General features: G+C 48.6%; 18 protein-coding genes. 15 read left to right on the top strand and 3 right to left on the bottom strand.

Going from position 1 to position 22,469, the window contains the following annotated elements; translation table 11 throughout:
• The 7 genes from AB4Z33_RS26755 to AB4Z33_RS26725 all read left to right on the top strand — a co-directional run.
• On the top strand, nucleotides 1-623 hold a 623-nt coding region (locus AB4Z33_RS26755), incomplete at its 5' end, for a Ger(x)C family spore germination C-terminal domain-containing protein (protein WP_442052821.1).
• Nucleotides 624-648: 25 nt separating this feature from the next.
• Nucleotides 649-894, top strand: a complete 246-nt coding sequence (locus AB4Z33_RS26750) for a hypothetical protein (protein WP_442052820.1) — start codon at nucleotides 649-651, stop codon at nucleotides 892-894.
• 33 nt (nucleotides 895-927) lie between these two features.
• On the top strand, nucleotides 928-2,031 hold the full coding sequence (locus AB4Z33_RS26745) for a GerAB/ArcD/ProY family transporter (RefSeq protein WP_442052819.1): 1,104 nt from the start codon (nucleotides 928-930) through the stop codon (nucleotides 2,029-2,031).
• Nucleotides 2,032-2,493: 462 nt separating this feature from the next.
• Nucleotides 2,494-3,135 (top strand): HAD family hydrolase, encoded by a 642-nt coding sequence (locus AB4Z33_RS26740; RefSeq protein ID WP_442052818.1) that lies wholly within the window; start codon nucleotides 2,494-2,496, stop codon nucleotides 3,133-3,135.
• An 84-nt stretch (nucleotides 3,136-3,219) separates the two neighbouring features.
• Nucleotides 3,220-3,648: an SRPBCC family protein gene (locus tag AB4Z33_RS26735; protein WP_442052817.1), complete on the top strand. Its 429-nt coding sequence runs from the start codon at nucleotides 3,220-3,222 to the stop codon at nucleotides 3,646-3,648.
• Between the two features lie 133 nt (nucleotides 3,649-3,781).
• Nucleotides 3,782-4,093, top strand: coding sequence for a hypothetical protein (locus tag AB4Z33_RS26730; protein WP_442052816.1), 312 nt, complete (start codon nucleotides 3,782-3,784; stop codon nucleotides 4,091-4,093).
• Nucleotides 4,094-4,209: 116 nt separating this feature from the next.
• Entirely contained in the window at nucleotides 4,210-4,662 is a 453-nt protein-coding gene (locus AB4Z33_RS26725; protein ID WP_442052815.1) for a VOC family protein, read from the top strand.
• A 626-nt stretch (nucleotides 4,663-5,288) separates the two neighbouring features.
• Here the strand turns inward: AB4Z33_RS26725 and AB4Z33_RS26720 are convergent.
• Both AB4Z33_RS26720 and AB4Z33_RS26715 read right to left on the bottom strand, forming a co-directional pair.
• Nucleotides 5,289-6,671 (bottom strand): alpha-glucosidase/alpha-galactosidase, encoded by a 1,383-nt coding sequence (locus AB4Z33_RS26720; protein ID WP_442052814.1) that lies wholly within the window; start codon nucleotides 6,669-6,671, stop codon nucleotides 5,289-5,291.
• A 145-nt stretch (nucleotides 6,672-6,816) separates the two neighbouring features.
• Nucleotides 6,817-7,689 carry a helix-turn-helix domain-containing protein gene (locus AB4Z33_RS26715; RefSeq protein ID WP_442052813.1) on the bottom strand — a complete coding sequence of 291 codons (873 nt, stop codon included), beginning with the start codon at nucleotides 7,687-7,689 and terminating at the stop codon, nucleotides 6,817-6,819.
• A gap of 147 nt (nucleotides 7,690-7,836) precedes the next feature.
• On the opposite strand from AB4Z33_RS26715, the gene AB4Z33_RS26710 reads away from it, so the two are divergent.
• From AB4Z33_RS26710 to AB4Z33_RS26675, 8 genes are all read left to right on the top strand, one after another.
• Nucleotides 7,837-8,796 (top strand): acetylxylan esterase, encoded by a 960-nt coding sequence (locus AB4Z33_RS26710; RefSeq protein ID WP_442052812.1) that lies wholly within the window; start codon nucleotides 7,837-7,839, stop codon nucleotides 8,794-8,796.
• 86 nt (nucleotides 8,797-8,882) lie between these two features.
• Entirely contained in the window at nucleotides 8,883-10,634 is a 1,752-nt protein-coding gene (locus AB4Z33_RS26705; RefSeq protein ID WP_442052811.1) for a histidine kinase, read from the top strand.
• Between the two features lie 2 nt (nucleotides 10,635-10,636).
• Nucleotides 10,637-12,301: a response regulator transcription factor gene (locus tag AB4Z33_RS26700; RefSeq protein WP_442052810.1), complete on the top strand. Its 1,665-nt coding sequence runs from the start codon at nucleotides 10,637-10,639 to the stop codon at nucleotides 12,299-12,301.
• A gap of 94 nt (nucleotides 12,302-12,395) precedes the next feature.
• Nucleotides 12,396-14,084 carry an extracellular solute-binding protein gene (locus AB4Z33_RS26695; RefSeq protein WP_442052809.1) on the top strand — a complete coding sequence of 563 codons (1,689 nt, stop codon included), beginning with the start codon at nucleotides 12,396-12,398 and terminating at the stop codon, nucleotides 14,082-14,084.
• Between the two features lie 92 nt (nucleotides 14,085-14,176).
• Nucleotides 14,177-15,076, top strand: coding sequence for an ABC transporter permease (locus AB4Z33_RS26690; protein ID WP_442052808.1), 900 nt, complete (start codon nucleotides 14,177-14,179; stop codon nucleotides 15,074-15,076).
• 102 nt (nucleotides 15,077-15,178) lie between these two features.
• Nucleotides 15,179-15,973, top strand: a complete 795-nt coding sequence (locus tag AB4Z33_RS26685; protein WP_442052807.1) for a carbohydrate ABC transporter permease — start codon at nucleotides 15,179-15,181, stop codon at nucleotides 15,971-15,973.
• A gap of 1 nt (nucleotide 15,974) precedes the next feature.
• On the top strand, nucleotides 15,975-17,390 hold the full coding sequence (locus AB4Z33_RS26680) for a glycoside hydrolase domain-containing protein (RefSeq protein WP_442052806.1): 1,416 nt from the start codon (nucleotides 15,975-15,977) through the stop codon (nucleotides 17,388-17,390).
• Between the two features lie 36 nt (nucleotides 17,391-17,426).
• Complete coding sequence (locus AB4Z33_RS26675; RefSeq protein WP_442052805.1) at nucleotides 17,427-20,669, top strand: DUF6259 domain-containing protein; 3,243 nt, start codon at nucleotides 17,427-17,429, stop codon at nucleotides 20,667-20,669.
• 186 nt (nucleotides 20,670-20,855) lie between these two features.
• On the opposite strand, the gene AB4Z33_RS26670 is transcribed toward AB4Z33_RS26675, so the two are convergent.
• On the bottom strand, nucleotides 20,856-22,340 hold the full coding sequence (locus AB4Z33_RS26670) for an FGGY-family carbohydrate kinase (protein WP_442052804.1): 1,485 nt from the start codon (nucleotides 22,338-22,340) through the stop codon (nucleotides 20,856-20,858).
• Between the last annotated feature and the right edge of the window lie 129 nt (nucleotides 22,341-22,469).

Here is a 22,469-nt window from a genome sequence, read left to right as displayed (position 1 = left end):
AAACCGTGCTGCCTTCCAGCAAAGTGGAGGGTCTGGCGCATCCGGATGCCGTCGTAGCCTATGTATACGAGAACAAGAAATCCGGAGATATTTTCTCTGCCGCAGGGCTCGCTTTGTTGAAGGATGGCGTAATGAAAACCGTGCTGCCTTCCAGCAAAGTGGAGGGTCTGGTCATGCTGCGCAACGAGTATAAAGCAGGCGTCGCCCAGATTGCGTGTCCCGGGCTGAAAGGGTTCAAAGAAACGGCTGAAGTATTGTCCCTGCATGTGAAGACGAAGCCGATCGTAAATGGTGACGAAATAAAGGTTGCCGTGAAGATGCGAGGCGAGATTGCGATTACCGAGCTGAGATGCTCGAGAATCGAAACGATTCAGGATGAGCGGAAATTTGTCGCTGCCGTAGAGAAAGCGCTCAAAAAACAGGCAATCGACTCGATCGCATTCGTTCAAAAACAAAAATTGGACGTAATCGGAATCGGAAACAGCATATACAGAAAAAATCCGAAAAAGTGGGAATCGCTTAAGCAAAATTGGGACGAGCAGTTCGCCGAGCTACCGTTCGATATCCAAGTCGAACTTAAATTGGTTACCGGTGGCACGATCAAGAGCCGGCCGGCTTACTAGTGATCGGATAACGGGGGGAAACCGAATGTGGGAGCGTCTGATTGTCGTGATTGCAGCTGTTGGCGGGATGCTGCTATACGACGGCGTAACGCTAAGGAAGAAAATAACGAGACGGGAAAAAGGAGTGTACGCCGTTATCGTGGCGGGCTGTCTGTATATGGGGATCGATTACGTTGTAAACCGCGATTGGTTTGACATGTACGACATCGTCGAATTCGCGCTTGGCGAAGCAGCGAAGCAGGTTGAAGCGACGTTAGGCGTAAAATGGTAGCATCGCCGCATTAACGAAGGAGGAGCGCCCAGTATGGAAACGGATAAGCAAAAAATCAGCCATTTTCAATTGGGCGTGCTGTTTTTCGTATACATGACAGGCTCTTCCATTATCAATATTCCCGGTCCGCTCATCGGCAAAGCCGGCAATGGAGCCTGGATTTCGTTGTTGGTATCCGGAGCGCTTGGCTATATGATGCTAATGATGCTGCTTTTTCTTCATAACAGGTTTCCAGGATTGAATTATGTCGAGTACAGCCGGAAACTCGTCGGCAACGTCATGACGGTCGTTATCGGACTGCTGGCGATAAGCTTTATTCTGCAAGAGCAGTCGGGCATCGTCATGGACGTCGGCTTGTTTATGGTGAGCTCTATGTTAAGGGAGACGCCGATATACGTCTTTACCATCCTTGTTTTTCTCGTAGCCGCGTTGACGGCGAGGGCAGGACTGGAGGTTATGGCCAGAATGTTTACTCTTATTATGCTGCTGACTTCGTTCTTCATTATCGTCATCCTGCTATTGGCTATACCCGATTATAATCCATTGCAGTTGCTTCCCGTATTGCCAAAGGGATTAAAGCCGGTCTTGCATGGCGCGTATTTCACGTTCGGTTTTCCTTACTCGGAAGTTTTTTTGTTCGGTATGCTGATTCCGTTCGTGGAGCGCAGTCAAAGAAAGCGAGTGCCGAAGGCGCTGATGCTTTCGTTAGGCCTTAACATATTCACATTATGCATGGCGACGATTTGCTCGATTATGGTATTTGGCGCCTATGCGGGAGATCGGCCTTACGTGCTCTTCAACATGGCCAGGCTGGTTGAATTTCAGGAAGTCATCCAACGAATCGAATCGATTATCGGGATGTCGCTCATTCTCGGCTCATACATGAAGGTAACGGTTACTTTGTACGTCCTCAGCTTGTTCGTAAGCGGGTTGTTCGGTCTCAAAGAAAGCTCGGCCATCGTCATGCCGCTGGCTTTGGCCGGATTTCTAATGGGGCTTGTTACGTTCGACGGCGCAACGCAGTGGGGCAGCTTTATAATGTCGATTCATCCCCTCTGGACGGGAGCCGCGTATCTATTGCCGCTGCTGTTGCTGACGATCGTGGCCGCCTTTCGCAAGCCCGAGTCTTCTGCTTGATGCAAGACAAGGCGGTCTATTCTCTTTTAATGAGTAAGGAAAAAAAGGATGATGGGGTTTGCCGGAAACGAAGATAAAATCGTCTATATTCAGACTAATAGAAGAACCGGGAAGTCCAAGTAATTGAATCCATAAAATCAAAGCAGCCTAACTTCAATGTTAGGCTGCTTTAGGTTAGCAACAGGTGGCCAAGGTTAGTCGAAACAATTGCCGGACAACAAGTACTTTTATACAGCCCTGTGATCCCCGAAAATGCACGATATATTAAGTTAGACGGGCAAGTTAGTTACAATATATGGTATAATTGAGCCGGTCATATTTATATTCGAAGGGGCCTTGGGTCGGATCACGTTCCCCATTCTATTATTTAGTAGATCCAGAGGACCGGAGGACAATAAGAAATGGAGGGTTCATGCGTGATGGCACGCATGGTTGCCGCAGCTGACAAAGGAGAACGAAACAATGAAAAAGTACATACTCTTCGATCATGATGGTGTTCTGGTCGATACTGAATTCTGGTATTACAAAGCGGGAGAACGCGCTCTGGCTGACATTGGATTTACCTTGGATAAAGATCAATACCTCCGCGACATGACCCAGTCATTTGGCACTTGGTCACAAGCTAGGGCGGCAGGTATTAATGAACAGWCCATCAGCAAGCAGCGTGAGGTCCGCAACGTCTATTATCAGGAATATCTTAGAACAGAAGCCATAGAGATTGAAGGCGTAGTTGAAACGCTAGCCGAACTGTCAAAGTACGTCCGCATGGCCATCGTGACGACTGCAAAACGTGAGGATTTTCAACTTATTCATGAAAAGCGCCAGATTATACAATTCATGGAATTCGTCCTTGTTCGCGAAGACTACGAACGCGCCAAGCCTCACCCGGAACCATACTTGACCGGCCTAAAGCGCTTCGGAGCTACCAAAGAAGAGACCCTGGTTGTAGAGGATTCAAACAGAGGGTTGAATTCTGCCGTAGCGGCTGGTATCGACTGTGCTATTGTCCATAACGACTTCACAAAAACACATGACTTCTCACAGGCCAGCTATCGAATCAAGACTCTGATTGAACTAAAGGACATTATCCTGAATGTAAACTGAGAGAGCATTCGCCAGCATGTCCCATACTCACTTTCATCATCATAAGCATCAAACATAAAATATTCAGTTAGAAAGGAGCAAGACATGGTAAATATCGAGCACTTGCAAACCGTACATGTTCCAGCGTCAAAGGTGTATGAAGCTTTAACCACCGCTGTTGGGCTGTCAGAAATATGGACCAATGAACTCATTATTCATAATCAGATTGGTTTTATTAATGAATTTAGATTCGGCAGCAATGACATAACGAAGATGAGAATAGAAGAATTAATCACAAACAAAAAAGTCGTTTGGCAGTGTATAGATTCAGATCCAGAATGGATTGGAACGATTATTTCTTTTGATATTCAAGAGAAGAACGGGAAGACTTTTATTACGTTACGTCATAAGAACTGGAAAGAAATAACGCCATTTTATCGTTCCTGTAACTATAACTGGGCAATTTTTCTTTATAGTCTCAAATCCTACTGTGAAAATGGCGAAGGTCTCCCCTATCAAAAACGTAAGTTTTAATAATTTAAGTCATATTGCTCATTCCGCTAACGGAGAACGTTAGCGGAATTAAATATCCAACGCGGCAACCGGTCAAATATGGTCGGTTGCCTTTTTATTGAACTAACAGGCTGTATAGTGGGGAAACTTACTATTGCTCGCAATGCTTGGCATGACCGTCAGCATGCTGTTCACACCCGTCATCGCCAATAGCATGACGTTGAAGGCGATTAATATTTATTCGGGGCCGGTCGGCCTCGTCCTTATAGCGCCGCTAACCGGAGGCGAAGCGTTTGCCGGCCATCTGGAGGCGAGCAGTCAAGTCAGCCCTTGGGTGCTCTTGTTGTTTTTAGGGGTTATTACGGGCGTTGTCAGGGATATGGTGGACTCGCGGCGTTGCGGTTGCCGGACCGGGAACGGCAGCGATGTTCATGAACATTCCGCCATTTATCTCCGAAGAGTTTAATTGGAACGATTAATCTGCAGCAATTCGGGAACAGTTCGAAAAGGAATTAGTAAAGTTTGTTAGAATAAATATCAAGATGATCGGTAATAAATTTGTGCACATAAGGAGATAAAACGATGGAAAATAACAAATTACTAAGAATGGACAATGTTGGCATCGTTGTAGAATCCCTTGATGACGCAATCTCTTTCTTCGAGGAAATTGGCTTGAAGCTCGAAGGACGGGCTACTGTCGAAGGGGAATGGGCTGGTCGCGTAACCGGGCTGGGTTCGCAGTGTGTAGAGATTGCTATGATGGTTACCCCAGATGGCCACAGCCGAATTGAACTTTCGCGATTTCTCACCCCGCCTACTATTTCAGATCACCGAACTGCTCCCGTGAATGCTCTTGGTTATCTACGCGTCATGTTCACCGTCGAAGACATTGACGAATTGGTATCCAGACTCACAAATCATGGTGCTCAGATCGTTGGCGAAGTGGTTCAGTACGAGGACTCGTATCGGCTCTGCTACATTCGTGAAAAGGGAGGACTTCTAATCGGTTTGGCGCAACATCTAGGTAATAAATAAGTGACGTGCAATGTGCAAGTATCCTAATTTAATCTATAAGTAGTTCATTTCGTTCATAACAACAAACCGGCAGTAGATCATAGATCTGCTGCCGGTTCATGGACGATCCGATAAGCAAAGCAAGGTTGGTGCAGAAAACAAAATTGGATTCGCGGTATCCAGCAGAGCATATTTTGTAGAATCAATATGGGTGGCATGTCCACAAATGACTATACTCGGATTTATCGCACGAGTGCAGCCGTGGAGGGTTTAAAACACTAGGCTGCATGTGCATTGCAGCTTGGCTGCTGCTGCTGTACTCGAAAACATGAAGGCGCATCATGCACCGTCTCCGCAACAGATCTAGATTCAGAAACAAAATTAAAAAAGATCACCTTCGTCAAATCAACAAGTCCGCAAATACCAGGAACAAAATAGATGCTTCTTATGTGAGATCGTGGTTCAATACGTATAGTCCAAGCATAGGGTAAGTTAAATAACGTTTTGTCACCGACGGAAGCTTGAATGTATAGCGGAAAGTAGACAAAGGATTATCGCATGAAACAGACCGACTGTTCATTCGCATTGAATGAACAGTCGGTCTCTTTTTTAGGTTAGATATAAAATATGAAGCAATAGATTAGAACTTAAACGAATGATTTATTAAGGGTTTGTGGCTGAGGAAGGTCAACCCAGGTGCGGTTTTCTCCATTGAACTGGGGCAGCCAAGGTGCTAGTGCGTCCAGCATTTCGTCAACCATGCTCCATACCTGTTCGGTACTGCAAATGGCTGCCGTTAACGGATCGTGCAGAACGGCCTGCTTCACCAGTTCGCGATTACCGGTTAGAGCAGCTTCTACGGCCATCTCCTGAACGCTGATGCTGGCACGGCAGGTAGCCGCGCAAGCAAGTGGGAGATCTCCAATCCAGGTAGGCGCAATACCGTTCCGGTCTACGTAACACGGAATTTCAATCGTACTATGATCCGGTAGGTTAGTGATCAGTCCCTTATTCTCAATGTTAAAGTTCCCACGGTATACCCGGCCGGTCTCCAGTGCCTCAATAATGTAAGAACCGTGTTCCTCCGAACGCTGGCCGAGTGGAATTGACTCTAATTCCCCGCTTAACCACTTCGGATACATCGCTTTATAATCCTCCAGACGGGTTCGGCAATGCTCTAAATAACCTGCGGTCACTCCGCCGATCCACTCTTTATCGTTTATCCACTTATCCATGTCCGCCGATTTCTTGCGGTACCACGGCAAGTATTCGCTTAAATGTCCGTTTGATTCGGTTGAATAATAGCCGAACCGTCGTAGGACGTCAATACGGCAGGGTTCAGTTTGCGGAAGTGTCGGATGGTTTTCGAACGCTTCGAGCAGCCTTGGCAGCATATCTTGCCCCTTATGGGTAAGTTTGACGAACCATGTCTGATGGTTGATGCCGGCGCAAACCTGATCCAATTCCTCCTGCGGCAGCCCCAGCGCTTCGGCGATTTGCTCATGGCCGTGCTGTACGCCATGACATAATCCTACGACTCGTACACCGCCCGCGCGGCGAACGGCCCAGGTGTTCATGGCCATAGGATTCGAGTAATTGAGCAGCAGTGCATCGGGAGCTAGCTCTCGCATGTCGCGGGCAATGTCAAGCAGCACCGGAATCGTACGGAGAGCAAAGAAGATGCCTCCCGGCCCCAAGGTATCCCCAACGCATTGTTCGACGCCGTATTTTAAAGGAATTTCAATATCGTGCCGGTAAGCTTCAAGCCCCCCAACGCGTGCTAGGCAAATGACGTAATCAGCGTCTTTAATCGCTTCTCTTTGGTCTATCGTAGGCACAAGGGTAACCGACTTCAGTCCATTAATATCAAGCATATGCCGACTGAGCGTGGTCACCATGTCCAGATTTTCCTTATCGATGTCCATTAACCGGAATTCCGTATCACGAAACTCCGGAACGGCCATGAGATCCATAATTAATCTGCGGGTAAAGCCGATACTGCCTGCGCCAATCATTGCTATTTTTAACATTGCAAACACCTCCGTATAAAATAATTGCTCTATAATTCCTCTCGGGAATAATCATAGATCCATATAGGGAGGGAGTAAATAGCAATATCTTTTCACGATAGTCTAACAATATTGCTCATCAATCCGAAAGTGTTGGACATTCCAATCAATCGATGAAGAGATGGTTAGCCGGAATGTCGTCGCCCGTGTTATCCCGGAATTGCTGCGGAGAATCCCCCATCATCCTGCGGAATACTTTTCCGAAGTAGCTGCTGTTATCGAACCCGGTGGCGGCGGCAATCGCAGCTACGGACTGATTTGTTTGACGAAGCAGCTTTGAGGCTTCCTCAATGCGAATTTTGGTCAGTTGGTGAATAGGAGTCACGCCGGTACTTTTGACAAAAAGTCTGCAAAAATGATATTTGGAAGTGCCTGCCGCCTCTGCGATTTCTTCCAGCGTAAGGAATCTATGATATTGGCCTTCCATAAATTTTATTGCTGCGGATACCGAAGCAGGAACGGGTTGACCAGCTTCAGGTTTGCCATCGATGATTCGGTGGCAGGCGACAATCCATTCATAGAGGCGAACGGAGATGTCGTATTTATCCTGCAATGTCTTCTCGTTGGCGCTCTGCATCATCTCCCAAAGCATGGCGATCGGCTGTGCATTCGGTTTTAAGGAAATGACAGGCCCGTTGGTCTCGATGATTTCGTTCCAATGGGCAAAAACATGCGTGCCTGTCGCGGTTAAAAAAATGAATTCCCAAGGCGTTTTGGATTCCGAACTGTAGTAATACTGATGATTGCCTGGGATTCGAACAAAAAAACCGTGGTTCTTAGGTACGGTGTAATGTTTGCCGTCGTATACCAAGTGTCCTTCACCCGAGAGTGTATATTGAAAAACCACAAACTTATCGTCACGCGCCAATCCGTTCCAACTATAGCTTTCGTTCACGGTGCTTTCCCAGCCGATCGTTCGAATAGCCATTAAAGGATTAGATTGATCCGAATATCGAAATCCGTAATTTGTTCTAAGCAAAATAATACTACCTCCTACTCAATATTTTTCTATTGAATTCAGTGATGATATGCCGTAAATTCGGAATGAAGATGAAAGTTGATTGTTAATATTGTACTACATGAAACATATGAATGCGTTTAAAAAATTCCAGAGGTGATGATAGACATGCCGCTTATTGATATGCCGCTCGATCAATTGAAGACCTACGGAGGGAGTAATCCGCGTCCTTCGGATTTTAACGATTATTGGGATAATGCGCTTAAAGAGATGAGAGCGCTGGATCCGCAGCTCGAACTCGTCGAGAGCGAGTTTCAGGTTCCGTATGCCGACTGCTTTCACCTTTATTTCACAGGTGTAGGTGGGGCTCGGATTCATGCCAAATATGTAAGGCCAAAGCATGCGGTTAAGCCTCATCCCGCAATTTTGCAATTTCACGGCTACGCACACCATTCCGGCGATTGGGCGGATAAACTAATTTACGCGTCCTTAGGCTTTTCCATCGTAGCAATGGATTGCAGGGGACAAGGCGGGCTGTCTGAGGATAAAGGAGGCGTGAAGGGAACGACCTATAAGGGACATCTCATTCGCGGATTGGATGATCATCCCGACCGGTTGTTGTTCCGTGATATCTACCTCGATACGGCCCAATTGGCCGGTATCGTCATGGCGCTGCCGGAAGTAGATGCGAGCCGCGTTGGCGCAACTGGAGGTTCGCAAGGTGGCGGACTTGCGCTGGCATGTGGAGCGTTGGAGCCCAGGCTGAATCGGATTGCAGCTAGTGTGCCGTTTTTGAGCGATTACAAGCGGGTGTGGGAAATGGATCTGGCAAGGGATGCTTATGAGGAGTTAAGAACCTTTTTCCGTCATCACGACCCTCAGCATCTCAGGGAAGATGAAATATTTACGAGACTTGGCTACATCGATGTCCAGCATTTGGCGGAGCGAATCCGTGGCGAGGTTATGATGGGCGTCGGTCTGCTGGATACGGTATGCCCTCCTTCTACACAGTTCGCTGCTTACAATAAGATTATTTCAAACAAGCAATTGGAGATTTATCCGGATTTCCTGCATGAGCGGTTACCCGGCTTCGAGGATCAGGTTATCCGTTTTATGCTTGAGATGTAAGAGGGGCTTATTGCCTCTCTTTTTGTTGTCTCCCGGAAGACGGACGAGGTATGATTTAGTTAGCGAACTACGAGGGGGGAAACCTGATGATAAAAATAATGAAATCGCTTACAATTTATCCGAAACTCGTCTTGTCCTTTTTGCTTATGATCATTCCCATCTACGTTTCCAGCCTCATGATGAATCAATCCGGCCAAGACGTCGTTCAGAAACAAATATCCGAGTCAATGGCTTCTCGCGTCCACTTTTACATGACGTCTCTTGAAACCGAGCTGGCTCGGCTGACGAGACTAAAGCTGGAATATGTGAACGATGATGACCTGTTGACGCTGGGGACGGTAGCCGAGAGACTAAATGATTTTGAACGTTCCCGTACGATATTAGCGGTGAAAAACAAACTCTATTTGCTCAAAAGCTCCAGCCCTTTCGTGAAGAACGTGCAGCTCTATATACCGGCTCTGGGTAGGAGCATAAATGCAAACAATTACGATGACACGATTCCGGAGGAAGAACTGAATGCCATTCTCGATCCGGTCAATATGAACTCCCCGATCTTCAGCCTACAGAACCGACTGCTTCTAAGCGGAGTATATCCGGATGCGGTATACGTGAATCGACAGCCTGTGTTGGCCATGGAGATCGAGCTTTCCTTGCCAGAGATTGAACGCACGCTCTCCAGCATGGCTGGCGGCGAGCAAGGTGGAGGCGCAGCATGGGTGAACGCTGATCTGCGGTGGCAAGTTTCCTCTGGCATTGAGGGAAAGCTGCTGGAGGAGTTTACCGATACGCTTCGTTCACAGCATGGAGAAGCGCTGCTTGAGCCGGGGCAATTCATGTTGGATTTGAATGGCATTTCATATTTCGTCGCGCATGAGTATTCATCCGTGCTGGATACGACGCTTGCTGTATTCGTTCCGGCGAAGACGGTGCTTCAGCCGCTTAACAAGCATCGCGACTGGATATGGATTGTCTCATTCGTTTCCTTGCTGTTAACCGTTATTTTCTCGTATTGGATACACAGGCTTATTCATAAGCCCATTAAGCGGTTGATCGGATCATTTCGCAAGGTCGAGAAAGGTGACCTGACCGTGAGGGTCTATCATCGGAACCAAGACGAGTTTCATTATCTTTACAATCAATACAACAATATGCTTGAGCGCATACAAGTGCTTGTTCATGAAGTGTATGAGCAGCAAATTCGGTCCCAGCAATCCGAGCTAAAGCAGCTGCAATCGCAGATTAACCCTCATTTTTTTTATAATAGTTTCTTTATTCTGCAGGGGCTCGTGAGGATGAGGGAACATGAGCTGGCGGATCGGATGTTCCATCATTTAGGAAGCTACTTCCAGTTCATTACCCGCAGTGGAGCGGAAAGCGTTCCGCTCAAAATGGAGATTCATCATGCCGTTTCCTATGTTGAAATTCAGAAGATCCGCTTCTCCGGTACGGTTGAGGTTGAGCTTGGCGAGGTGCCGGAAGCTTGGGAGAGAGTCATGGTCCCGCGCCTAATCGTGCAGCCATTAATTGAAAATGCTTATATGTATGGGCTCGAGAACAAGATCAGCGGCGGAAAGCTGCGAATTCGGTTTCGCGAAGCCACAGCGATCGAGCTGCATATCGAAGTGGAGGATAACGGCGATTCACTGGATGAGGAACAATTGTTTCGTTTGCAGAAATCGCTGGCTTCATCTGACCGTGCCATGGAGACGACCGGAATACTTAACGTGCATCGCAGGCTGCAATTGAAATTTGGGCAGAATTGCGGTTTAAGCGTTTCGCGAAGCGAGTTGGGCGGATTAAAGACGCAGATCATCATTCGTAGGATGAAGGAGGATTGAACATGATTAGGCTGCTAATTGTCGATAATGAGCGATTGATCGTAGAGAGTCTGCTAGATTTGTTCAGCCAGTCAGGCAAGCTGGAAATGGAGGTGTTCGGTGCTTATTCCGGCGCAGAAGCTATGGATGTACTTGGCCGAATGAAAGTGGATATCGTTCTTTCTGATATTCGAATGCCGGGAATGGATGGCCTCGAGCTGCAAAAGGAGATTGTCAGGCAATGGCCTTGGTGCAAAATCATATTTTTGAGCRGTTATGACGACTTTGATTATATTCAACAGGTGCTGCGCAACGGCGGCGTGGACTACCTTCTGAAAACGGAAGGCCATGATGCCATTTTGCGGTCGGTAGAGCAGGCTGCTGCTCAATTATTTGAGGCAGTGGAATCCAAGCAGTTGATTCGCAATGCGGAGCGCCAAATAAAACTTGCGAGGCCTTTGCTTCTGAATGGCTACATGCTGGACGTCATTCAAGGAGATCCGGATTCGCTTAGGAAGCTGGAACAAAGGTTCGTAGAGCTTCAAATCCCGCTTAGCGCGAAGGGCAAGGTGCTGCTAGTTATCGGACGGGTAGACGACTGGCATGATGAGTTTAGCAACGGGGATAGGGATCTTATGCTGTATGCGATCCAGAACATAGCCGAAGAGTATTTCGGTAAATCGACAAATTGCTTAACAGTGAGTTACGAGAGAAATAAGCTGCTATTGATTCTTCAACCGCTGGATCGCGGCGAAGCAGAGAATTGGACGGTCCGATTCGTCCAAGGCACAATCGAGACGATTCAAATGGCTTGCAAGCAGCTGCTTAAGCTTAGCGTTTCATTTGCAGCGGCTGGAGAAATGAGGTCGTGGGAACAAGCCCCGGAGCAGTTTAGTGCATTGAAACGATTGCTCGGCCGGGGGCTGGGCATGGGTAAAGAGCTGATTTTATTGGATGGGCAAGGCTCCAAAGGGGGATATCCGGAAATGGAGGTCCAAACCCATGAAGTTCGAAGCCAGCTGGAGAAACTCGGTACATTAGCGGTTTATTTGGAGAACGGGCAAAGACAACATTTCCAAACAGAGTACAGCAAACTTATGGGGTTGGTTGGAGGAGCTATGAAAGCGGATGACCTTATGAAGCTGGAAGTTTATTACTCTCTCGTTTCTCTCTTTCTATCCTATATGAACCGCTGGGGCTTGCATGCCGAAATAAGCACGACGATGGATATGAGCAAGCTGGCAAGGTACGATGCGCACCGCTCCTGGGACGAGGCGGATGACTATCTGTCGCTGCTGTCGGAGAGGTTGTTCGAGCAGAAGCATAACGACCAGATTTATCAGGAAGATGATTTAATCAAGCATGTCCAATTGTATGTAGAGCATAATCTGGCAGGTGATTTATCTTTAACCCGCATTGGCGAGGTAGTCGGCTACAATCCTTATTATTTAACGAGGTTATATAAAAGAATCACGAACGAATCTCTGACCGATTTCATAACGGACGCTCGGTTGGCGAGAGCGCAAACGCTGCTATCGCAAGGGCAGATGATCGTTCAGGATATCTCCAAAGCTATCGGCTTCATGACGGAGCAATCCTTCTACCGTTTTTTTAAGAAAGAAACGAATTTGACTCCTCAGGAGTATAGGGACCGGCATGAGATATCCAAAAAGGATAATCGAAAGTGAAAATCGGCGAGTAGAGAGCACGGATTAGAAAGACCTATAATTAGGCTAACAGAGCGGGATGAAGCATCTGTATATGATCATAGGGGGTAAGTATATGAAACAAAAGAGCTTTAGTATGCTGTTGACAAGCGTGCTGGTTTTTACGCTTGTTCTTACGGCCTGCAGTAACGGAGCGAATGAGAAGCCGGTGAATACGGACGGAACGTCGCAGCCGGGTGCATCTCAAGGAGAATCAATTGAAAAAGGAGATCCGTTCGAGAAATATGATCCGCCCGTTGAGCTTCATATCGCACGTCCAATAGAACAAACGTGGACATATCCGCAAGGCGACAGTATCGACAATAACGTTTGGTATCGGGAATATGAGAGTCTGCTTGGCATAAAGGTTGTGCATGACTGGACGGCTCTTGCCAGTGAATATAACCGAAAGCTGAACGTATCGATTGCATCGGGAAGCTTGCCTGAGGTGTTCTCTGTATCAGCGAGCCAACTGAAGCAGCTGGCGGACGCTGGACAATTGGAAGATTTGACTGGAGCTTATGAGAAGTATGCTTCCGACCATACGAAGGAGCTTCAAATGGGAGATGGAGGTGCTGCGCTCGCTTCTGCTACGTTCGGAGGCAAGCTGCTTGCCATTCCGGTCGTAAATGCCCCGATCTATGAGCCGAACCTGCTGTGGGTGCGAACGGATTGGTTGGAAAAACTAGGCTTGCCCGAGCCCAAAACGATTGAGGACGTATTTGCAATATCGGAAGCGTTTACAAATAAGGACCCAGATGGCAATAGCAAGAACGACACGTTTGGCATAGCGATTAACAATTATTTGTACGGCCCGATTACATCCATTACCGGATTCTCCAACGCCTATCACGCTTATCCCCAAACCTGGGTAAAAGACGACAGCGGCAAGGTGAGCTATGGCTCCGTTCAGCCGGAGATGAAGCAAGCGCTTGCGAAGCTGCAGGAAATGTATAAAGGCGGTCAGCTGGATCGGGAATTCGGCGTAAAGGACAGCAACAAAGTGGCAGAAGACATTGCCGCCAACAAGTTTGGCATGGCATTTGGAGCCAATTGGAATCCGTATGTGTTCTACGATGCCGTTAAGAAAAACCCAGGCATGGAATGGAAGCCGTTTCCCGTGCCATCGATAGACGAAACGCCGACTAAGGCAAGCGCAGGATTCTCGGCCAGCGGATATGTCGTCGTACGCAAAGGGTTCAAGCACCCGGAAGCGGTCGTCAAAATGCTGAACCTGCACGAAGAAGTCGTTCATGGCTCGAGAAGGAATGAAGGCCAATTTATTACGGTTGAAGAGGGCGGGGAACGAATCAACACCTCAAGGCTCTCGATCGTACAATCGGGTGTGTCCAATCAAGGCGTGCTGGATTCATTGGCGCTGCTGCGGGAAGCCATCAAAAACGAGGACGAGAGCCTGCTGAAAGATGCGCTGACGGAAACGGATAAATACGGTCCTACCGTTGATTATCTGAAGACCGGCAATATGGAAAATTGGGCAGTTGCGCACCAATACTTCGGCTTTGAGGCCACTATGGATAACTATACCGGCGATAGACTGCTGATGACGGCTTTCGGAGGGCAGACGCAGACCATGACGGATAAGTGGGCTACGCTAGATAAGCTAGAGAAAGAGACGTTTACCAAAATCATTATGGGAGCTGCATCGGTAGATGAGTTTGATACCTTTGTCGAGGACTGGAACAAGCTTGGCGGAGAGCAGATTCTGCAAGAAATTAATGACTGGTTATCCTCTCAGAAGCAATAAGCAGGAGAAATAGATTGAAGCTTGGCGAAGGGGAAGATGAAGGATTGTCATCCTCCCCTTCAAACGTTTGGAAGGGTGGTGCACAGAGAGAAATGAAAGCTGCGAAATGGATGCGGGAGCTGCCATTGCATCTGCTGCTGTTGCCGGGGCTTGTCCTGGTTCTTATTTATTGTTATGTCCCCATGATGGGGGTAGTTATCGCTTTCCAAAAGTTTACGATATTCAGCGGTTGGTTTGGTTCTCCTTGGATCRGATTCGACAATTTTAAATTCGTGCTGGATATGCCGAATACGGGGCAAGTGGTATGGAATACGATTTTCATCGCCTGTATGAAGATCATTGCAGGATTATTCGTACCGATCCTCATTGCGATACTGTTAAATGAAGTTACCCGCTCATCCATAAAACGGGGGGTACAAACGCTAATCTATCTGCCCCATTTCTTATCATGGGTCATTCTCGGAGGCATTCTGATCGATTTGCTGTCTCCGTCAGAAGGAATCGTGAACGCGCTCCTGGGTAAGCTCGGAGTAGAACCTATATTCTTTCTTGCAGATAACCGTTGGTTTCCGGCGGTGCTCATTTTCTCGGACGTTTGGAAGGAGTTTGGCTTCAGCACCATTGTTTATTTAGCGGCGATTACGAGCGTCAATCCAACGCTCTACGAAGCAGCCGTCATGGATGGAGCGAACAGATGGAAGCAGACCCTGCATATTACGCTGCCCGGCATGATGCCGATTATCGTACTAATGGTGACCTTGAGCCTTGGAAATGTGCTGAATGCGGGGTTTGACCAAGTATTCAATCTTTCTAATCCGCTCGTATACGAGAGCGGTGATATTTTGGATACGATGATCTACCGGATCGCGTTTAACGATGCACAGTACGGAGTAGCAACGGCTGTAGGCTTGTTTAAGTCCGTCGTTTCCTTTCTGCTGATTTCGGTGTCCTACTGGCTGGCTTACCGGTTCGCGAATTACCGAATTTTCTAGAGAGGAGAGACTAACTTGCAGCATATTTCCTGGAGCAGACGCCTGTTCTTGGCCGTAAATTCATCGTTTCTGATTTTTTTGGCTTTCCTATGTTTTCTTCCGTTGATTCACGTGATGGCGGTTTCCTTTAGCGACAGCGCCGCGGTAGCAGCCGGACAGGTAACCTTCTGGCCGGTCGACTTCTCGCTTAAGTCTTATGATTTCATAATAAGCCGGCCGGAATTTCTCCGTTCGCTTGGTATCACGGTTGAGCGAGTAGTGCTTGGCACCTTTATCAACATGATGCTGACGATCATGATCGCCTATCCCTTGTCCAAGGAAGCGAGATCGTTCCGCTTCCGCACGGGCTACGTCTGGATTTTCGTATTTACGATTCTGTTCAGCGGCRGCCTGGTACCTTGGTATATGACCATCAAAAATACAGGGCTTCTGGATTCGATCTGGGCGCTCGTTATTCCTGGTGCCGTTCCCGTGTTCAACGTCATTCTGCTGCTCAATTTCTTCCGTGGGCTTCCCAAAGAGCTTGAGGAATCCTGCTTTATAGACGGCGCGGGACATGTAAGAACCTTGTGGAGCATCTATGTGCCGTTGTCCCTGCCTGGACTTGCTACCGTAGGCTTGTTCACGATCGTCGGGCATTGGAATGGTTGGTTCGACGGTCTTATTCTCATGAATAAACCGGAGCATTACCCCTTATCGTCCTATTTGCAGACGATCATTATCAATTTCGATTTCTCGCAGGTTAAGCAGGAGGATATTCACAAGCTGTCGCAAATATCCACGCGAACATCCAAGGCTGCGCAAATTATTGTAGGAGCGCTGCCGATTTTGCTGGTTTACCCTTTTTTGCAAAAGTATTTTGTCAAAGGAATCGTGTTAGGGAGCGTGAAGGAATAGCATGGGTAATTTCTTTTATAAACCGGAGGATGGCTGGCTGGCGGATGTCATACCGTTTCATGAAGACGGGGAGTTCAAGCTGCTTTATTTGAAGGATTGGCGGGATAAGGAAACGTTTGGCGAAGGCACGCCGTGGTTTCTGATTGGCACGAAGGATTTTGTAACCTATACGGAGTATGGCGAGGTGCTTTCAAGAGGAGGGGAAACGGAGCAGGACCTTTATATCTATACGGGATGTCTGATTAAAGTCGGCGAGGTGTACCATATTTTCTATACCGGCAACAATTTTCATTATCCCGCTCAAGGCAAGAAGCAGCAGGCGGTTATGCATGCGGTCAGCAGTGATATGATTCATTGGGAGAAAATACCTGAAGATGCTTTTTATGCGCCTGCCGACCGGTATGAGGAGCATGATTGGCGAGATCCGTTCGTGTTCTGGAATGAAGAAGCGGGCGAATATTGGATGCTGCTGGCCGCCCGGTTAAAGGAGGGGCCTTCCAAACGCCGCGGATGCGTTGCTTTATGCGCCTCGAAGGATTTGAAGAGCTGGGAGGTTAGGGAGCCGTTCTGGGCTCCTTACTTGTACACAACCCACGAATGCCCGGATCTGTTCAAGATCGGGAAATGGTGGTATCTGGTCTATTCCACATTCTCCGACCGGACGGTGACCCATTACCGCATGAGCGAGTCGCTGCAGGGCCCATGGATTGCGCCAGAGAACGATGGTTTTGACACACGGGCCTTCTATGCGGCTAAGACGTGGACCGACGGAGAGCGGCGATACGCATTCGGATGGAATCCGACGAGAGAAGGGGAGCATGATGGCGGCACTTGGCAGTGGGGAGGCAGTCTTGTCGTTCACGAAATCGTTCAGCAGGGCGACGGAACCTTGCTGGTAAAGGTGCCTGAAACCGTAAATGCGGCATGGACAAGTGAGCGGCCATTCTCTTTCACGGAAGCGCTTGGCCGCTGGGAGTTGAATGGGGCAAGAGCCGCCGCTGAGGCTGAAGACTCCTTTGCCTGTGCCTATGCAGGGATTCTGCCTACGCAATGCAAACTCACGGTGAATGTTGCATTTGGCGCGAACACACGCGGCTGCGGAATTATTTTACGAGCGGACGARCAGCTGGAGCAGGGATATATGATTCGGCTGGAGCCGGGAAGGAACCGGATTGTACTGGACCAGTGGCCAAGAAAGGGAGATGTACCTTACGTCGTAGGCATGGAAAGGCCGGTGGAGCTTTTACCGGGAACCGATTACGAACTCCGCGTGTTTCTTGACGGATCGGTGTGCGTGGTTTACGTGAACGATGCGATTGCTTTGAGTACGCGGTTATATGATTTTCAGAAAGGGGGGTGGGGAGTATTCGTAAGCGAGGGAAGCGCAAGCTTCCAGACAAGGTTGCTTGAGTCTTAACCACGGAGAAGCAGGTATCAGGAGAGGGGATTCATAATGAAATTTCATGTCAAAAGGCAATTGGTGGCATGCATGGCATTGATCCTTGTATTCGGCATGCTTAATGGATTCGCTTCCGCCAGCAGTGCGCTGGTCACTTTGAATTCAAGCACAGGGGCCATAAACTTTACCTACGGCAGCGTCAGCCTGGCACTTGGCAATAGCAGCCCGTTAACGGGAATTCGTCACCTGTCTTTAACGAATCTGTGGAATAACTCCTCTGTTTCCAGTTCGGCTATCAAGAAAGGGCATACGACCTTCGGGCAAACCTGGGGAGCCGGCTCCACCAGAGCAGAATTAGAAACGACCGTTGCTGCGAAGTATGACGGCACGCTTACCGTCAGCCAACATGCGGATTCGGCCGCGCAGGGGATCTCGGGTATTCAATGGGGACTAATTGTGCCCGATTCGTATGACTTGATTATTCCGGTATTGGGGGGCATTCGCCTTACTGCGGATTCGCCCGATGCGGCCTATGGCTTCCAGCAGTTCGACTATCCCAACATATGGGAAGCGCAGATGTTTATCATTCAGGGCGAGGGCGGCGGCATGCTCGTGCATGCCAACGACGATGCCCGATTTTTCAAGACACTGCACGTCAAGCATGAAAACGGGAATTTCTACGTAGGCATGGAAACGCACAGTCCCGCGCCATTCCAGGAAACGACCCGTGCGGTGTCTACCGATTGGCGGCTCCGGGCTTATGAAGGAGATTGGGTGAATGGCGCAACAAAGTATCGCGAGTGGGCGGACAAGAAGTTTGATCTGTCCAAGCTGGCAAGGCTTCAGCCGGAGTGGGCGAAGGACATCGCGTTCACCGTTCTGACGGACTTAGAGGACAAACCGCTGCTAGAGTCATTGGCGCAACAGGTAAATGCTGAACAAACGCTCCTTGTCGTACCTGGCTGGCGATCCGATCCATACGATGTCAATTTTCCGAACTATTCGCCAAAACCGGACATTGCGGATAAAATCGATGCCGCACAAGCGCTTGGCTTCAAGGTCATGCTCTATGTCAATATTTTTGGCGTGACTCCTAGCAATCCTGCTTATGCAACCATGCAGCCTTATCAGGTTAAGGATCCGTATACTCTTGATCCGATTTATTCGGAGTACACCGCAGGCTCGGATCAGATTAAATTCGCACAGATTAATCCGGCTTCGCAAGCCTGGCGCGATCTGTTTGTCGGCAAAATGGTCGATCTCGTCCAAGAGGTAGGCCCCGATGCGATCCATCTGGACCAATCGCTGCTGATGTATAATGACGCCAACGGCTTGATGGACGGCATGAACATGATGCAAGGGAATATTGCCCTGCATAAGGAATTAAGAGAAGAGCTGCCGACCAATATTGCGCTGGGTGGCGAGAGCCTGAATGAAATTACTACGCGGTACGAGGCCTTCGCGCAGCGCCACGCTTATGGCATTTTTGCTCCAACGGGTACTTGGGATAATAACAAGATCGACCAAGTCGTGCCGGCGAGCTCGGCTATTTTCGCTCCTTACACAACGATCTACGGTCATCCCGATCATGCAAACCCGTTGACCGAGGACTATTTTATCGCTTGGCATAAGGTTGTCCAGAACMGTCTGGGTGCCATTCCCATGCTTTCAAGGCCTAACTATGATCAAGTCGCGAATGCAACGCCACTCATGGAGCAGTTTCTGGATGAGGTTCGCTGGTACCAAGCCGAGAAGCCGGCTGCGGATTTTACGAACTGGTCGGATACCACGTTATTTGCGTTCCGAACAGCCGATGGGGAAGCGGCCAAATATGTGAGAGATGCGTACGGTGAGAAGCTTACCGATTACAGCTTGGGAGCTCCCGCTGCAGGAGAGGACGTGCTTCGCTATTTATACGGGAACGAAACAGTAGAGCTTCCTGGCCGGATTCCGGATTGGTATCTATATGACACGACAAAGCTGTTCGGCCTGAATCCGGAAAAAACATATCTTTATAGCAAAGAAGCCCGTGACCCCGATGCGTTCCATGTCTATGAATGGCCGTCCGACGTAGCGATGAAGCGGCTATCTCTCAAAACAAGCCACGCCGTATTATCGCTGGAGGACAAACAGCAGCCAGCCACCATCGATTTTCTGAATTATCCGGGCCCGATCCGGGCAGGCGAAAAGCTTGGCGACGGTACTGTTCATGAAACAAGCGCGCCTTTCTCGTCTGAAAACGGGTTTTCCCATACGTTTGCACAAGGCGGAACCGTGCAGCACTGGGGAGACCGAATGCTCGCCCATCCTCCTTATTCTGGGCAATGGGAAGGAGGACATACGTGGTTGGAATTCGACGTGCTGCTTCCAGAAGATCGTACGTCCGTATTTAAGACGGGCGTTCAACTAGGCTCCGAGCAGAATGTGCTAAGCAGCGACGGCGTAACCTTCAAAGCGTTCGCTTGGGAGAAAGCAGCTCCAGCTGCGACGCGTCCCGTTCTAAGCGAGGAACAATTCAGCAGAAGCGCGTCTCCTATATCCGTGGAGCTGGATTTGGCTTCACTCGCAGGCAAGGAAGTTACGATCCGGTTGGAGACACATCCAGGCACCACCGTAGACAACGACTCGGCCGTATGGGTAACGCCGCGCGTCGTGATTGATCCTGTGGCAGGTACTGCACGTACAGTAAATCTGAAGCTAGTGAGCCCGCAGACGATTACATCCGTGGAATCGTTATCCGGCTTGGCTCAATATACGGATCTTGGCAATCACCGTTACCAGGTTACGGCTCCTGCTACCGATATGCTGTATCTCATTTACGGTACTTCTGCTCCGGTACAGCTTCCGCTTGCTTTGTCCGATGAACCTTTCGATTCGAGTCTCCTGTTCGAGAATGGTACGGAAGGAGCACCGCAAGGTCCTTTCGGAGGAAGTGCCGGTGAAGGCTCGGTGCTAGGTATCGAAAAGCAGGGACTGGACGCCCACCCGCCTCAGCGGGGGCAGACGCATATCGACTACGCTTTAACGCTTCCGGCAGGCGTTGATACAAAAATTAGCGGATATATAGGAATCAAGGACGGCGCGGATGATTCGCAGGGAGTCGGCTTCCGTATTGCGGTAAACGGGCATGTGCTATGGTCGGAGGACCTTATGCCTGGAGGGGCATGGACGCCGTTTAGCCTTGCTTTGGACGATTATGCCGGAAAGTCCGTTGTCATTACCCTGATTACGGACTCCCTTGGGGATTACGGATATGATTGGGCTTTCTGGGGAGAACCAACACTTAGTCTGAATTAATGGGGCTGGCATGCCGCGGAATAATTGAGGGAAGTTATCCTCTCTACAAAGGCAAGGCGTTACAAGCAGTGATATCAGGCTTGCTCTGACATCACTGCTTATTTCGTTACGGGGTGACACTCAAAAAAAGAAACATTCCGACATTGCAGCTTGGCTGCAGCATCCTGGAATGTTTCTTTTTCAAACTTATAAGGTGGAAATTGCTCGTGAAAGAGCTTTGTATTTCTCATAGCGCTCCTGATAGAGAGACGTATTAGGCTCACTTGGGTAAAACACGCGAAGCGGTTTGACAAGCACGTTCACGGCTTCCTCATATGACTGGTAAACACCGGAAGCTTTTCCTGCAAGAATGATGTTGCCCATCGTTCCAGCTTCGCTAACGTTTAATCTCTCTACTGGACAATTCATGATGTCTGCCTTGATCTGCAGCCACACGTCGGATTTAGCTCCGCCGCCTACCGCACGCAGCGTCTCAATAGGGATGCCTGCTTCCGCAAGGCATTCGAGGTTGTAGCGCATTTCGTACGTAACCCCTTCCATTAATGCCCGGTACAGATGGGTGGAATCTGTATCAAACGATAATCCATAAATGGTACCTTTGGCTTCGGGATTCATGTAAGGCGTACCCGATCCGGCAAAATGAGGAATTACGAGCAAATCGGTAGGCGAGGCTGCAGATGTTGAATTCAAAAAGTCGTAAACGTTAATGCCTAATTTGCGGGCTTCTGCTTCGGCTATTTGACCGAACTTGTCTCGGTACCACCGAATAAGGGAACCGCCGGTAAAATTGAAGGCATACGTCAAATATAGTCCTTCAATGACATGCGGTGCGCAATTGAATTGATACTGGAGCATCTTGGTATCCAGGATCGGTGAAGTATAGGCAGGCGTAATGCATTCCACGGTTCCAATGCCGTCCACCGCATGGTTGTTATGTAGAATGCCTGCACCGAGAGCTGCACAGGCTTGATCATGGCCGCCTGCTACGACTAACGTTTCTGAACGAAAACCTAGCGAATGTTTTATTTCATTGCGAACGTGGCCAATGATTTGGCCGGACTGAATGAGATCAGGAAATTTGTCTACTTCAATACCGGCGGCATCAAACATATCGGAGTCCCATTCTTTTTTGGACACATTAAAGGCCATAGTGCGGGAGGCTAAGGTGTAGTCCGTAACGGAAATACCCGTGAGTACAAAAGCGATGAAATCGCCAAACGGCATGAATTTCCATACTTTTTGGTAAATCTCAGGCTGGTATTGTTTGATCCACATGACCTTTGCAAGGGAGAACATCGGATGCAAGGGGACTCCCGTAAGCTCCATCGTCCGTTCCTTGCCGATTTTTTGTTCAATGATTGCAGCTTGCTCAATACCTCTTGGATCCGTATACAAGATGGCATTGCTTAATACATGTCCATCATGGTCAACGGGAACAACCGTCTCGCCCAAGGAAGAAATGCTAAGTGCGCGAACATTGATGCCGGGAACGGCTAAGAGCACATCTGCGATAACCCGTCTGACGGATTCCCAGACTCGTTCTGGATTTAACTCGAAAGCTCCTGGTTTCGGCTGTTCCAAAGGATATTCCATATAGGCGGCTGAAAGAAGAGTTCCTCCCTCATCAAAAAGCGAAGCCTTACATCCAGTCGTTCCAATKTCGAGTCCCATTAGTGACAATTTGTTATCCCTCCAATATAAGTATATGTTCATTATAAACAATTTTTGTTCATTTGCATAATATAAATTTTAAGAATAATATTTAAAATAAAACGGCTGAAATCTTTAGTTTTAATGGGG

The sequence above is a fragment of the Paenibacillus sp. 2TAB19 genome (assembly GCF_052115185.1).
Taxonomy (GTDB): domain Bacteria; phylum Bacillota; class Bacilli; order Paenibacillales; family Paenibacillaceae; genus Pristimantibacillus.
This window is presented reverse-complemented; position numbering and strand designations above follow the sequence as displayed.